A 14,347-nucleotide genomic window follows, 5' to 3' on the forward strand; every position below is an offset into this window, starting at 1 on the left:
GTGATTGATTTTTACTTCTCAAAGCGTTGCTGCAAATAACGGTTGGTTGCCAAAAGCTTCTGACCATCTTGATGGTAAGCGGCATCTAACAAATCATCAAATTGAGTTTCCACTGTATTCAGCACTTCTAATAAAGCTTCTCTACCCGTCATATCTGAGTTTTTAATCTTCGTCGTATCGGCCCGGCTAGACTCGGCACTGCTTTTCTCAGCTGAGATAATAACCGTTTTATTTGGGGCGCTGTCTAAGTCATGTAACCGGCGATAGTCTGCAACGGCTTCAGGAATATGAGTATCCATCACATTCTTAATCATAATATAAGTCTCAGTGACGGCATCTGAATCATCAATAATCCCATCATTGTTGGTATCGCCATACAGCATTTTAAGCTTTTCACCTTTATCATTGATGCTATCAAGTCTTTGCTTCACTTCTGGTGGCAAACTCTTCTCTGGAATAAAACCCAACTGCGGCATGGCTTTGTACTCTAACATTTTGGGTTGAGTCAGTTTTTTAATGCCTCGATAACCTAAATATATCCCTGCAGCTGGCAATAAACCGTACATGATAAACATCAGTACCATTGCAGTGGCTTGCGTCATATATCCATCCTTTGTTGTTTTTTATTATTAAAATACGGAAGTCTTAATATTTCAGTGTGAAAGTTCGCGCTTATGTCAGCCTCAATACTTTATAATTAGACCGTCTAAACTAGGCCTTATATTTAGTTTCTATAGTGTCTTATATGCGGTCAGTTACGCAATTTTTATAGTAATAAAGGCTTAGCCTACTCCTATTTTAATAAATTACCCTGAGATAACTAGATGGATTATGTATCAGGCTTTGCTTTAGGCTTATCGCTAATATTTGCGATAGGCTCACAAAACGCTTTTATTCTAAAACAAGGTATAAAAAAACAGCATGTTTTTGCCATATGTCTATTTTGTGCGGTATCAGATGCTTTATTAATCTCCGCTGGGGTCGCTGGTTTTGGCGCAGTTACAGCTAAATATCCCAATATCGTCTCCCTTGCAAAGATTGCAGGTGCTTTATTCTTATTGGGGTATGGATTACAAAGCTTATATGCCAGTGTTAGCAAATCGCATGCTTTGACACAAGATAATCAACAGGTCAGTAGCCTAAAAAAATCATTGCTGTTATGTTTTGGCTTTACGTGGCTTAACCCTCATGTCTATTTAGACACTTTGGTACTGGTAGGTATGGTTTCGACGGGAGCGGATAGTAAGGTGCAGTTCGGATTGGGGGCAATAAGTGCCTCATTCGTGTTCTTTTTTAGCTTAGGCTATGGCGCCCGGTTATTATCGCCATTATTTGCTAAACCCAAAGCTTGGAGTATCTTGGATGCCCTAGTTGGTATATTGATGATTTATTTGGCTTGGTATTTATATAACAGTTGATATTGCCGTTAGTTCGGCAGGATAAATTGTGCGCTCAGTAAGGATTCAGGCCAGTAATCTGATATGGTTGAGGCTATTGAACTTAGGCTATTAAATTTGAGCTAAACCTGTAAATTTAGTTTAGACTAAACTGGGAAAGATGGTGCGAATACCACTGACTAAAATTTCAATTGCCACGGCGGCCAACAGCATCCCCATAATACGGCTGATAATGTTCAGCCCAGTATCCCCCAATAATTTACTTAAGCGTCCTGCGGCCATTAATGCCAGATAGCAAAATACAGCAATCAATAACCCAGCAATGATAATCGCTAATTTTTGTTGCCAATTGGACACTTGAGCAGAATAAATAATAACCGTCGAAATACCTCCAGGACCTACCATCATAGGTATGGCTAACGGCACTACTGCTGCTGCTGTACTGCCGATACTCTCGACACTGTCATCAAAATCAACGTTTTCTTGATCGGGTTTCGCTGGGTTGCCGTCACCATTCATCATATTAATGGCAATCAAAAATACCAGCACTCCACCGGCTACTTGGAAAGAGCCTACTGAGATACCCAAGGCCTTTAGCAAGCTTTCACCAGCTACAGTAAAGAAAGTAATAGTGATAAACACAGTCAAGCTACTGATACGCGCAAAACGGCGCCTATCAGTCATGCTATAGCCTCGAGTCGAATCTAAAAACAGGGTTAGCGCGCTAAAGGGATTAATTAGCACCATAAACGCTATTATGATTTTTACAATTTCGGTGTCCATAAAGGGCGCCTCAGTTTGTAGAAAAAGGGCAGTATTGGCGCGTGCAGGACCGGTATGCGACTCTCTGCACGCTCCCCAATTTAGTAATGAGAGAGGGGGTAATTATAAGGCAATAACTGCTCTTTGTATCGCGCAAGTAGCATATTATTACAAGCTTGAGCCACTCATTTACTTTATTACAAAGATTTTGCCCTAGCCAAAGTAAGCTACAGGCCCTTGAAGTAAGACTTAAGCCGAAAAGTCCATGCCAATATCTAGCGCAGTGGTACTGTGAGTCAAATATCCCATGGCGATAAAATCTACCCCAGTTTCCGCTACCGCTACCACGCTGTCTGGAGTAATACCACCTGAAGCTTCTGTCTTTACTCGGCCACTAGGATGGTTTTTACATAAAGCCACTGCTTCACGTAAAGTATCAGGGCTCATGTTATCTAATAATACCAGCTCTGCCCCCGCTTCCAGCGCTTGCTTTAGCTGCTCCAAGGTATCGACTTCAATCTCAATCGGAATTAGATGACCTGCCAGCTGCTTGGCTTGCTCAATGGCCTTAGTAATATTGCCGGCGATGGCAATATGGTTGTCTTTAATCAAGATGGCATCATCCAGACCCAAACGGTGGTTACGACCCCCGCCACAGCGTACCGCATATTTTTGCACAGTGCGCAGACCAGGAATGGTCTTACGGGTACAGGTAATTTGTGCTGGATGATCAGCCACCAGATCTACGACCTTGCGAGTAGCCGTAGCAATGCCACTTAGATGAGTCATGAAGTTGAGAGCGGTACGCTCTGCTGTCAACAAGTTACGAGCATTGCCACTAATGGTAGCTAGAGTTTGACCCGCTGTTACCCAAGCTCCGTCATGAGTATGCGCGGTAAATTCGATAGAGGCATCGACTTGAGCAAAGGCCAGTCTTGCCAAGTCTAGACCACACACCACGCCTTCATCACGGACGGTTAAAGTTAACGTAGCTTGCTTGTCAGCTGGTATCGTCGCTTGCGAGGTTACATCACCACGGCGACCTAAATCTTCTACTAAGGCATTTTCTACCAAGGGCACCAACAACACATCATTTAAAGGAGGGACATTAAGGGTTGTAGTATGAGAAGTCTGCTGAGGGCTAGTGCTAGGCGTTGAAGTCATAATGGGTCCTTGATAGTTATATTTTAAGGTAAAATAAAAAGCTAAGGCAAAATCCTCAACCAATAATACTCATAATGAGCATAAATATAACGAAGAAAAACCGCTTTAGCAATAACTAATCTAAGCCTAGTTATTGATTCATGCTTTACTGTTTAAGATCAACGAGGGTTACTTTTAGGCAGTTTACTGTCCATCAATAAACTTTGTAGTCCTATATCAAATCGGAATCGATATAATTTGGCAGGTCTTCCTCGGCCAGTTTGACTGCTATTACCCGTCGGCTCGACCAAGTTTTGACTTTCAAGTAGCCGTCTAAAGTTTTGTTTGTGCAAAGGCACCCCAGATAAAGCCTCTACACTTTGCTGCAATTGCAACAAAGTAAATTCTTCAGGCATTAGACCAAAAATAAGCGGACGATATTCAATCTTGGCACGCAGTCGCGATATAGCAGTAGCAATCACCCTGCGATGATCATAATACATAGGCTCGCCGATAACTTGATGCCAATTTTTTGGCAGTTTACTGGCATTATAGTCAGGTGACTCAGGTAATAAGCCCGCTTCATAGAGCATCTCATAACGCAACAGAGCATGCTCAGCCACCCATTTGGTAAACATCTCTTTAGCACTGCTACTGTGACCATCACCACTGGCAACGATCTGTTCAAAATCTGAGTCTTGTTCCCAGTCGCCACCCCAGCACAGATAAATACGTTGTAAGCGCTTCAATCTCTCTGACTTACTACTCGCCGCTTCTGCCCATTGCTTTAGCTTTTCAGTGATTTGGTTGCTGCTAGCCTCTGTTTGCAGACGATTCTCCCAAGGGAAATAATCGTACCAATCTCGCCAGCGGGCACTGCTTTTAGTATTAACGGCTGCCGAGGCTGGCTCGAAGTCTGACTTTTTATCCTTGTCGCCCTCCATCATGGCTTCAGGTATCGCTGCCTCTTGCACCAAGCCCATATAGCTGACATAGACCAAGGCATGACCGTCTTTATTGCGTCTATTGGTATCGACAAAGGTATATAACTGCTCGATATACCCTAAAGGCTGTTTTGTCTGCTCTTCTACCCATTGGCGTACACCCGCTTGCAATGAGCGGTGTAATGGCATAAGCGGTCCATTGGGCAAAAGCTTACCCCCATCCACCGTCAGCACTCGGGCTCGGCCGTGGGTAATCGCAATCAACACGGCAACCACTTCAGTGGTACCGCTACCTTCGCTATGGGCGTGAGAAAAAGACAAACTCATATTTATCATCAATGTTATTAAAGCTATGGCTCTTAGTATATCTGTAAATCAGCTTGATTACACGAAGCCTAATTCAAGCTTAAAGGTAAACGTAAATTATTTCAAAACAATAAAAACTTGCTAAAAACTATGCTAAGTATATGAAAAATAGGGATTTTACAAAGCATTTAATATCTCCTATAAATTTTAATTAAAAAATTTCTTGTATTTATGCTCAAAACGAGCATAATTATATTTACTTTATACAAATTTATAGTTTATTTTTAAATTAGTACTTTTTTTAAATTAATACTTTTTTGAGTACCAACTTCGTAATAGGGATTTTTATGACCACCTCAGCCAACAGCCCAGTCGAATTAGAAAAAAACACTACTGCAGAGAAAGTAGAGCTTTTTGCTTATGATGCCCCAACTTTAGATCAAAGCAACAAACAGTCTGCTGTTAATAAAATAGATATCGAATATGCCAAAGCCAAAATCCCTGCTGAGCTGTCTCGTACTGAACGTCAGCAAGTGGTGGAAAACATTAAGCGCCTGCTAAAAGAGCACAACGCAGTATTGGTAGCGCACTATTATGTCGACCCTTATATCCAAGACTTAGCCCTAGAAACCGGCGGCTGCGTAGGAGACTCTTTGGAGATGGCTCGCTTTGGTAAAGAGCATGAAGCACAGACCTTAGTGGTGGCTGGAGTCAGATTTATGGGCGAGTCTGCCAAAATCTTGAGCATGGAAAAAACAGTCCTTATGGCTGATCTAGAAGCGGAATGCTCACTAGACTTGGGCTGTCCTATTGAGGAATTTAGTGCGTTTTGTGATCAGCATCCCGACCGTACTGTGGTGGTCTATGCCAATACCAGTGCCGAGGTCAAAGCCCGTGCTGACTGGGTCGTAACTTCTTCTGTTGGACTTGAAATTGTGACTCATTTACATGAACAAGGCCAAAAAATTATCTGGGGTCCAGACCGTCACTTAGGCAAATACATCCAACAAGAAACCGGCGCTGATATGCTTCTGTGGCAAGGCTCGTGCATCGTGCACAATGAATTTAAAGCCAAGGAATTAGAGCAATTGAAAGCTGAGCATCCTGATGCTGTGGTGCTGGTTCACCCTGAGTCTCCTGACAGTGTGGTAGCCCTTGCAGATGTGGTGGGCTCAACCAGTAAGCTACTTAACGCTACCAAAGAGATGGACGCTAAAACTTTCATCGTCGGCACTGACCTTGGCATCTTGCACGAGATGCAAAAGCATTCTCCAGACAAGCTGTTTTTGGCGGCCCCAACCGCAGGGGAAAGTGCCACTTGTAAGAGCTGTGCCTTTTGTCCTTGGATGGCCATGAATGGGCTTAAAGGCATTGAACAGTGTCTAGAAACCGGCAGTGGTGAAATCAAATTAAAGTCTGAGTTAGCCGAAGCTGCTCTTAAACCCTTACAACGTATGCTCGACTTTGCCGCTGAGCAAAAACGTCGTGTGGCGGCTAGTGGTGACCTTATTAAAGACCGTGAACTGTATAAGCATGTTGGTCCTGCTTAGACAGTCGGTTTTGCTTGGATAGTAGCTATAAAACTGTAGTTAACCTTTTTATAAGAGCCTGCTTATGACAACCTCAAAAACTCACCCCATTAATGACTCATCGCTTAAAACTGTCTCTGAACTACTATCCGAACTATTATTAGAGTCACCCTCTAAACCTTCAGAGAATAACGTTATGACACAACATTGCGATGTATTAATCATAGGGGCGGGTTTGGCAGGCTTAGCAACCGCACTATCTCTTCCCAAATACTTAAAAGTCACGGTTCTTGCAAAAGACGATTTGTCGGCTTGCTCAAGCTACTATGCGCAAGGCGGTATTGCCGCCGTGATTGATGCTGAAGATAAAGTGTCAGACCACGTGAGTGATACCTTGATAGCCGGCGATGGCCTGTGTGATGAACAGGCCACTACCCAAATCCTTACAGAGGGCGGCAATGCCATCAGTTGGCTGTTGGCTCAGCAAGTGCCTTTTACCACCAACGGCCACTCTATACCACTTGCTGATACTACGATCAATACACCTTCGCTTGAAGATCTGCATTTAACTCAAGAAGGCGGTCATGGTTGTCGCCGCGTGGCTCATGCCGATGATGCTACTGGTCGACACATCATGAGCCGCCTGCAGCAGCAGGCTTCACAAGCTAATAATATTAGCCTCCTCCCCTTCCATGAAGCCCTAAGTCTACTCACTGAAGATACCGATGAGAGTGACACAACTCGACGCTGTACTGGTGCTTTGGCTATTAATACCAAAACCAATAGCTTAGTACGCTTTAATAGTACAGCGGTAGTGCTTGCTAGCGGTGGATTGGGTCAATTATTTAGTCGAGCCACGGCCCCTAATGTCTGCGTCGGTGATGGCATTATGATGGCTTGGGAGGCCGGCTGTCGTTTGGCCAATCTAGAGTTTATCCAATTTCACCCCACAGGCTTGGTCTATAACGATGAAAATGGCAGCAGTAGCTTTTTGATTTCTGAGGCAGTGCGCGGTGAAGGTGGCCATTTATCATGCCCGTTGACCCATCAACGCTTTATGCCAAATTATGATGCACGCGAAGAGCTAGCCCCTCGTGATATTGTGGCCCGAGCCATCGCCAATGAAATTGCTAACAATGGCTTGGGATATGTGCATTTGGACATCTCTCATAAGCCAGCTGACTTTATCAAACAGCATTTCCCAGATATTTATGCCCATTGTTTAAGCCTAGGTATTGATATCACCCAACAACCTATACCAGTTGCCCCTACCGCACACTATACCTGTGGCGGGGTAATGACCAATGCATCGGGGCAAACGGACATACAAGATTTGTATGCAGCTGGAGAAGTGGCCCACACTGGGCTGCATGGGGCCAACCGTTTGGCCAGCAACTCACTTTTAGAGTGTGTGGTGGTCGGCCGAAAAATCGCTTTGCAGCTTGCTAAAAAGCTCGACAATGAGAATGACTCAAATAATAACCAACAAAACCCAGAAAGTAGCCTCACTGAGTCAATGCCAAACGCTCCCTTGCTTGCTCAATTCACTGTGCCTACCGAATTTTTAAATTCATCTACTGAAACTATAGTCTCACCCTTAGTCGACTTTAATTTGATACAGCAATTATCTGAGTTAAAGCAGCTAATGACCGATAACATGGGTATCAAACGCAATGAAACCCGCTTAAGGCAGGCCTTACAACAGGTTATTGACTTAAAGCAGCAATTACAGTTATCGAAAACGGAAGGCTTAGTAACCCAAAATATGTCCTTAGATATATTTCGTTTCGAGCGCCTATTAACTTTGGCCTCAGTGCTATTGCAATCGGCCCTGACTCGTACTGAAAGTCGAGGGGGTCATTATCGCGAAGACCATTCCAGTCTCACCCACTCGCCTGCAATCAGTGTCGTTATGCCCCTAAACAATCAAGCGAATACAAAAGCTAATAAGGCGAATAATGATAATATTGCTGAGCTTATATTAAACAAATCAACCTGTTCTAAGTCTTCTAGTTTGGTAGCCAAAGCTTCTTAACTCCTGTGCTCAAGCTACTATTAGGGAACAAACTCTCCATTCTCCTCTCCTATCCTCATTGTCTATTATTGCAGTGAGGCAAATCTCAGTTTTGATACCAAACCACCCTACCTTATCAAGCTATGGTAGAATCGCTATTTCTTCACCATGGCTACTGCTAGGCGTTTATTTTTCAAAATTTAGCAGACGGTAACCATGAATTACTCTCATTAAACTTGCTGTGTGTCCTCTCATGCAAACCCCACAAAACTTAGACAATCTCATCACCCTCGTTTTGGTTCTAACCCCTTTGTTTATAGGCTTTGCCTTACCGCTGAATAAGACTTTAATTCATTATTCAGAAAAAATGCTGGGCTATTTGGTCTATATCATTCTCACCTTAATTGGGATTGAGCTGGCTCAAGTAGAGGGGCTCGGCAGTCAGATTAACGACATCATCTTATATGTTGGGGTGTTGTCGGTACTCACCATTGGTTGTGGCCTAGCAGGATTGATGATTTTTGATCGTCTAGTGCCTTGGCGACCTTTGGTAAAAACAGCAACTACTGAGCACAAAGTCAGTATCCGAGGCAGCTTAATCCAAGTGTTCTGTGTAATTTTCGGATTTTTGATTGGTGGCGTATTACCGGTAACTATGATGCCGCCAGAGAACACCATGACTGGGCTACTCATGTTTTTAATTTTATTGGTGGGCATTGGGCTAAAAGGCTCAGGTATCACTCTTAAAGAAGTTCTGCTCAGTAAGCGCGGCATGCAGACCAGTGTCATTTTTACTTTATCAGTGTTGATGGGCGGTGTAATATTTTGGTTACTGTTTGATGAGGTGACCTTACCACAAAGCTTAGCACTGGCCTCTGGCTTTGGCTGGTATTCGTTATCTGCCATTGTTATGACCGATGCTTATGGCGCAGTTTGGGGCAGTATCGCCTTATTTAATGACTTGGTGCGTGAGTTTTTTGCGTTGTTATTTATTCCGCTATTTATGCGTAAATACCCATCGGCAGCTGTAGGACTGGGCGGTGCAACCAGTTTGGACTTTACTCTACCGGTTATTCAACAATCAGGCGGTTTAGGTATCGTGCCGTTGGCGATTAGTTTTGGTTTCATCATTAATATTGTGGCACCAGTATTGATGGTGGTTTTTGCTTCTTTTGGCTAAGAAGTATTTAAACTTGAATCATTAAAAATAGAATCTCAAGAAATAAAAAAAGGTATGGACTTCTGGTCAACACTCGACCATGAAACCATACCTTTTTTTAAAATAGAAGTTAAAAAATTAAGACTTTAGCTTTTTTCTATAACCGACTTTATTGTTAATTGAAATCTTGATTCTTTTTTTCTTAATCATTCTCTCAATCACTCTCTCTACCAACTGTTCGTCATCGGTACGCAGGTGACTAAGTAAGAAGTTCTTTAAAGCTTTTTTCTTAATAGGGCGCTTGTCAGCAGGTTGCTTTTTAAGCAGCTTGACCCCTTTATGATACTGCTTTTTAACCTCTTTTTTTGCCGCTTTCTTGGCTTCTTTTTCTTTTTTATCCTTCTTGTCTTTTTTGTGGTCTTTGTCTTTCTTGTCTTTTTTATTCTCCTTATCTTTCTTGTGCTTTTTGTCTTTTTTATGCTTCTTATCTTTATCTTTTTTGTCTTTTTTATCTTTTTTGCGCTCTTTATCCTCGTCTTGCTTTTTATCTTTTTTGTCAGATTTCTCTAACTCTTCTTCGTTAAGCAGTTTATCTTCATCTTTGTTACTCATGTCATCATCTCCTGACTCTTAAGGTTAATTCCTTTGTACTACAAACTTCCTTTATGAAATACATCTCAACCATTATTACAATATATACGCCTTATCAAAGCCTAAATCAAATTTATAACTTTTATCTTTAGTCTGCACTGATCCTGAACCGCTTATGCTTAAAAATGTTGCCGCAATGACTGGTAAAGTTTTCATTTAAAGCCCGCTCGCCTTATTGGTAAAGAAGCGCATTAACGGTTTGATTTTGCCTACTCGATACATGCCTTCACTGCGTAGCTGCTGTACCGGACGCAATGCCGCGAAGTCACCAGCGAATAACCAGTTCATAAGAGAAAAACTATGCATCATCACACTGTTATGAGGACGACGGGTGCGCTCATAGCGACGAAGTGTGGCCAATTCGCCCCAACATCTGCCGCCACTACGCTGATAATCCTCGTTCAATATATCAACCAAAGCTGACACATCAAGCATACCCAAATTCAGTCCTTGACCCGCCAACGGATGTACCCCATGCGCGGCATCTCCGACTAATACCAAGTTATCTTTCACATAGTGTTTTGCTTGCTGTGCATTCAGTGGGAAACTCGCAATAGACTCAAGCTGCTCAATATCGCCTAAAGCATACTGACTGGCAGCTGCAAGCTCAGCTCGTAAAATATCAGCAGTTTCTGGAGAGCCCTCCTCGTTTAACTGCAGTAGCTCAAGCGCTCTATTGCGTGGCAAACTCCAAACAACCGATTGCCAATGCTGCGGATTGGCTTTGTCTTGTTCAGTAACATCAGCCAGCGGTAGTAATGCTAAAGTTCCAGTGGGCAACATCAACTGACGGGCGGTAGCTTTATGCGACTTCTCGGTCTTGATAGCACAGCAAATGGCGGTTTGGTTGTAGTCCAAAGTATCAAGGCCAATACCGGCCTCACGTCGCACCAATGACCCACGACCATCGGCACCAATTAGTAGTTTACCTTGTAGCTTATCGCCATTATCAAGATGAACTTGGTAGCCTTGCTCGCTGCCTAGCCAATCCAGCATAGTGACTTTATGACCAGCAACTAAGGTCAGATGCTCTTTTACATCATCAGCGGCCATTCTTTGATACAAAGCTTGCTCAATCACAAATGGCTCGACCATAGACCCCAATAACTGAGGTACCATTTCATCACCGAAATTCAGCTCACCCTTGCCATCTTGTTGCCAGACCTGCATCTGAGTGTAGTCCGCTTTACGCCCTGATTGTGCAATAAGTTGCCAGGTACCGACCTCTTTTAACAGCTCAATACTGGCAATACTTAACGCAAACACACGAGCATCACGCTGCTTTAGTCTATCTTGCCACTGAGCCTCACTCAGCTCTGGACGGGCATCAATTAAAGTCACTTTTCGCTGCTGCTGTGCTAATTTTAATGCCAAAGTAGCACCGACTATGCCGCCGCCAATAATTAAGGTTTGTGTCGCAGTTGTTGTCGCCATAAAGCCGCCCAGTGTTTCAAAAAAAATCAGTTAAAAGTAAATTCGTTGCCGTCCAAACCTTAAGATTTTAAGACTTCAGACCCATCGCATAGTTAGCCACCAATGGTTTCACATTAGGTAGCTTGTCAAAGGCAATAAGTGCTACGTTACGTGCCAGCTTCACCGCTGGATTGGGATGAGTAAAACCATGTACTACCGCATCACAGAAGCGAATAACTCTTTTTTGATCTTTTTGACGGGCACGCTCATAAGCCTTTAGCATCTTGGTATCGCCAATATCTTCTCCGCGCAGTACTTGGTTGCCCAGCATCTTTGCCAGCACATGAGCATCGCGCATACACAAGTTAAAGCCTTGTCCAGCAACCGGATGCAGGGTATGAGCAGCATTGCCCATAATCACTATACGACCATCTACCTGACGCTCTGCCAATACGCGGGTTAGCGGATAAGCACCACGGCGACCGGCTTCGATAAAGGTACCGGCTCGCTGACCAAACGCTTTTTGTAACGTCGCCATAAATAGCGCATCATCTTCCAAATATTGCTTTTCTTCACCGCTTTTACAGACCCAAACTACGGAACGACGGTAGCCTGCCTGCACTGGGTCATTGCCATCCCCATCTGCATCCGTTAATGGCAATACCGCCAAAGGTCCAGCTGGACTAAAGCGCTCGATAGCAACGTGCTCATGCGGCTTATCAGTCTGTACCACACCAACAATAGCGGTCTGACCATAGTCATAATCTTTAGTACCAATGCCCAACAGGTTACGCACTGTCGAATCTCGACCATCACAGGCTACCAATAGATCGGCAGTTAAGCTCTGCTGTTTTTCAGTATCGGTATCATAAGTAAGCGTCACTGACGTCGCTGACTGTTCAACCTCGGTAACGTTTGCCCCATCAATTAAGTCAATTAAGGGGCTTTGTTGCACGGCCAATAACAGCTTACGACCCAGCCAAGCATTCTCCATCACTTGCCCAAAGGACTCTACATTTTCCTCTTCTTTATTCAGCTGAGCATAGCCAAAGCTGCCCTGCTCGCTGACCTGAACCGAATCAATACGGCACGCATGGCTTTGTAGCTGATCCCACAAGTCAATTTCTTGATAAATCTGTACCGTGCGTCTCGATAATGCGGTGTTGCGACTGTCTAAGTAGTGGGTTCTTTTGGCATCTTCTTTGGGGCTAAGTTTTGGGTATTTATTACGCTCCACTATGGTGCTAGCAATGCCTTGAGCGGCCAATAATAAAGCAAAAGACAGCCCCACATGTCCGCCCCCCGCAATAATTACGTTTTGCTCAGTTATTGCGTCTGAATTATTAAAAGCTGTATTTTTTGTTTGATTTGTCATAAACCTACTCTTATTAATTTTATGGTATTAATTGAAATATGCTATTCATTGAAACTGCTAAACTTTATTATTTTATTAAATGGCACAGTTATATTTCTAAACCAAATTTTTAGGCCAAAACTTGTGCCTGTCTGTCTAATACTTTCTTATTTAGTATCTTATCATGTTACCTTAATTATCGAGCTTATAATCATAACCTTTAAGTAGTATATTGCTTTTACTGTATCTTACCTTAAACTCTAATAATATTTAATCAACCTGTAATACTCTTTGTGCTTTACCAAATTACAAAAATCGACCTAATGCTTGGCTGCTATCGCTTGAATTTCCCTATTAAACAGCCATAATAAATACACTGCTTTTACACATACATAATAAAAGGATGCTCACTTGACTGATACCGTCACCCGAAAAATTAATCTTGATTTTTTAACTTCATCACAATTAAAAATCTTGGTTGGCGAATACAACAACAACCTTAAATACATTGAGGAACGCCTTGGTATTCATATCAATCAACGTCAACACAAGTTCATCTTAGCTGGTGACCTGACAGCAGTAGAACGTGGCGACTTTATCTTGAATAAATTGGCCGATGAATCGCAGTCTGAAAAAGACATTGCCCCACAAGAGTTACACCTTATTATTCAGGCCAGTATGTCTCGTGATTTTGATAGTTTTGCTAGTCCGGAGAAAGTTGAAGGTGAGCAAGATTCAGAAGAATATGCGTACGATGCTGAAGCCAATTATGACTCTATCGCGCTAAAGACCCGTAAAGGGAAAATTATCCCACGCGGTGGCAACCAACAGCGTTATGTGCAACGTATCTTGACCTCAGATGTCTCTTTCGGTGTGGGTCCTGCTGGTACCGGTAAGACCTATTTGGCCGTGGCTTGTGCAGTCGATATGTTAGAGCGAAACGAGATTGAGCGCATCTTACTGGTACGCCCTGCGGTAGAAGCAGGTGAAAAATTGGGCTTTTTACCAGGCGACTTGACTCAAAAAATTGACCCTTACTTACGCCCGTTATACGACGCCCTATATGAAATGCTAGGCTTTGAAAAAGTAGGTAAGCTCATAGAGAAACAAATCATTGAGATTGCTCCATTAGCTTATATGCGGGGTCGTACTTTAAACAATTCATTCGTTATTTTGGACGAAGCACAAAACACTACGCCGGAACAAATGAAAATGTTCCTAACCCGTCTAGGCTTTGGGTCGCGCGCCGTTATCACCGGTGACGTAACCCAGGTGGATTTACCACGAGGCCACAAGTCTGGTTTGGCCCAAGCCATTCAAATCTTAGGTAAAATTGAAGAAATTCATATCACTAAATTTGACTCAAAAGACGTGGTACGTCATCAATTGGTGCAAAAAATCGTTGAGGCTTACGGCGTATGGGATGAAGAACAAGAAGCCATTAAAGAAGCTCGTAAACTGGCTCGCCGAGTAGAGCAAGAACGCAAACAAGCTGAAATGGATGCCAAATAATAGCTTTTAAAACAAGCTAAAAGGCCCAATTTGTTAAAGAGTCGGATAGTCTTATCCGGCTTTTTATTTTTTACTCTATACCAGTTTTTTGGTGTCAGCTGACTTTAAATACTAAAACACCTTTATCAGACTTAACTGCTCTACTCTTTTAAATGGGATTGAT

The 14,347-nt window shown here is 43.0% G+C and carries 12 protein-coding genes; 5 read left to right on the plus strand and 7 right to left on the minus strand.

What is annotated here, in order from left to right; genetic code table 11:
• Positions 1-11: 11 nt before the first annotated feature.
• A complete protein-coding gene (locus tag B3S92_RS03565) occupies positions 12-602 on the minus strand; it encodes a hypothetical protein (protein ID WP_296202788.1) in 591 nt (196 codons plus the stop codon).
• Between the two features lie 222 nt (positions 603-824).
• Between B3S92_RS03565 and B3S92_RS03570 the strand changes: the two genes are divergently transcribed.
• Positions 825-1,418 (plus strand): LysE/ArgO family amino acid transporter, encoded by a 594-nt coding sequence (locus B3S92_RS03570; protein ID WP_296202790.1) that lies wholly within the window; start codon positions 825-827, stop codon positions 1,416-1,418.
• Positions 1,419-1,538: 120 nt separating this feature from the next.
• On the opposite strand, the gene B3S92_RS03575 is transcribed toward B3S92_RS03570, so the two are convergent.
• The 3 genes from B3S92_RS03575 to B3S92_RS03585 all read right to left on the minus strand — a co-directional run bounded on the left by B3S92_RS03575 (position 1,539) and on the right by B3S92_RS03585 (position 4,573).
• Positions 1,539-2,180 carry a MarC family protein gene (locus B3S92_RS03575; protein WP_077449930.1) on the minus strand — a complete coding sequence of 214 codons (642 nt, stop codon included), beginning with the start codon at positions 2,178-2,180 and terminating at the stop codon, positions 1,539-1,541.
• A 228-nt stretch (positions 2,181-2,408) separates the two neighbouring features.
• Positions 2,409-3,323, minus strand: coding sequence for a carboxylating nicotinate-nucleotide diphosphorylase (gene nadC, locus B3S92_RS03580; protein ID WP_296202796.1), 915 nt, complete (start codon positions 3,321-3,323; stop codon positions 2,409-2,411).
• 158 nt (positions 3,324-3,481) lie between these two features.
• A complete protein-coding gene (locus B3S92_RS03585; protein ID WP_296202798.1) occupies positions 3,482-4,573 on the minus strand; it encodes an NUDIX hydrolase in 1,092 nt (363 codons plus the stop codon).
• A 326-nt stretch (positions 4,574-4,899) separates the two neighbouring features.
• Between B3S92_RS03585 and nadA the strand changes: the two genes are divergently transcribed.
• The 3 genes from nadA (at position 4,900) to B3S92_RS03600 (ending at position 9,275) form a co-directional block, all read left to right on the plus strand.
• The gene (nadA, locus tag B3S92_RS03590; RefSeq protein WP_296202799.1) at positions 4,900-6,102 is read left to right on the plus strand and encodes a quinolinate synthase NadA; all 1,203 of its coding nucleotides are present in this window, start codon (positions 4,900-4,902) and stop codon (positions 6,100-6,102) included.
• Between the two features lie 175 nt (positions 6,103-6,277).
• Entirely contained in the window at positions 6,278-8,116 is a 1,839-nt protein-coding gene (nadB, locus tag B3S92_RS03595) for an L-aspartate oxidase (RefSeq protein WP_414706991.1), read from the plus strand.
• Between the two features lie 232 nt (positions 8,117-8,348).
• Complete coding sequence (locus tag B3S92_RS03600; protein WP_296202803.1) at positions 8,349-9,275, plus strand: lysine exporter LysO family protein; 927 nt, start codon at positions 8,349-8,351, stop codon at positions 9,273-9,275.
• A 117-nt stretch (positions 9,276-9,392) separates the two neighbouring features.
• Here B3S92_RS03600 and B3S92_RS03605 read toward each other — a convergent pair whose 3' ends face one another.
• The 3 genes from B3S92_RS03605 to B3S92_RS03615 all read right to left on the minus strand — a co-directional run bounded on the left by B3S92_RS03605 (position 9,393) and on the right by B3S92_RS03615 (position 12,693).
• A complete protein-coding gene (locus B3S92_RS03605) occupies positions 9,393-9,866 on the minus strand; it encodes a hypothetical protein (protein ID WP_296202805.1) in 474 nt (157 codons plus the stop codon).
• Between the two features lie 195 nt (positions 9,867-10,061).
• The gene (locus tag B3S92_RS03610) at positions 10,062-11,339 is read right to left on the minus strand and encodes an FAD-dependent oxidoreductase (RefSeq protein ID WP_296202807.1); all 1,278 of its coding nucleotides are present in this window, start codon (positions 11,337-11,339) and stop codon (positions 10,062-10,064) included.
• Positions 11,340-11,406: 67 nt separating this feature from the next.
• Positions 11,407-12,693 carry a UbiH/UbiF/VisC/COQ6 family ubiquinone biosynthesis hydroxylase gene (locus tag B3S92_RS03615; RefSeq protein ID WP_296202810.1) on the minus strand — a complete coding sequence of 429 codons (1,287 nt, stop codon included), beginning with the start codon at positions 12,691-12,693 and terminating at the stop codon, positions 11,407-11,409.
• Between the two features lie 390 nt (positions 12,694-13,083).
• Here B3S92_RS03615 and B3S92_RS03620 point away from each other — a divergent pair, with 390 nt between their 5' ends.
• On the plus strand, positions 13,084-14,184 hold the full coding sequence (locus B3S92_RS03620; RefSeq protein WP_296202812.1) for a PhoH family protein: 1,101 nt from the start codon (positions 13,084-13,086) through the stop codon (positions 14,182-14,184).
• The last annotated feature ends 163 nt before the right edge of the window (positions 14,185-14,347 follow it).

It is taken from the genome of Psychrobacter sp. UBA3962 (assembly GCF_002385225.1).
Classification (GTDB): Bacteria; Pseudomonadota; Gammaproteobacteria; order Pseudomonadales; family Moraxellaceae; genus Psychrobacter.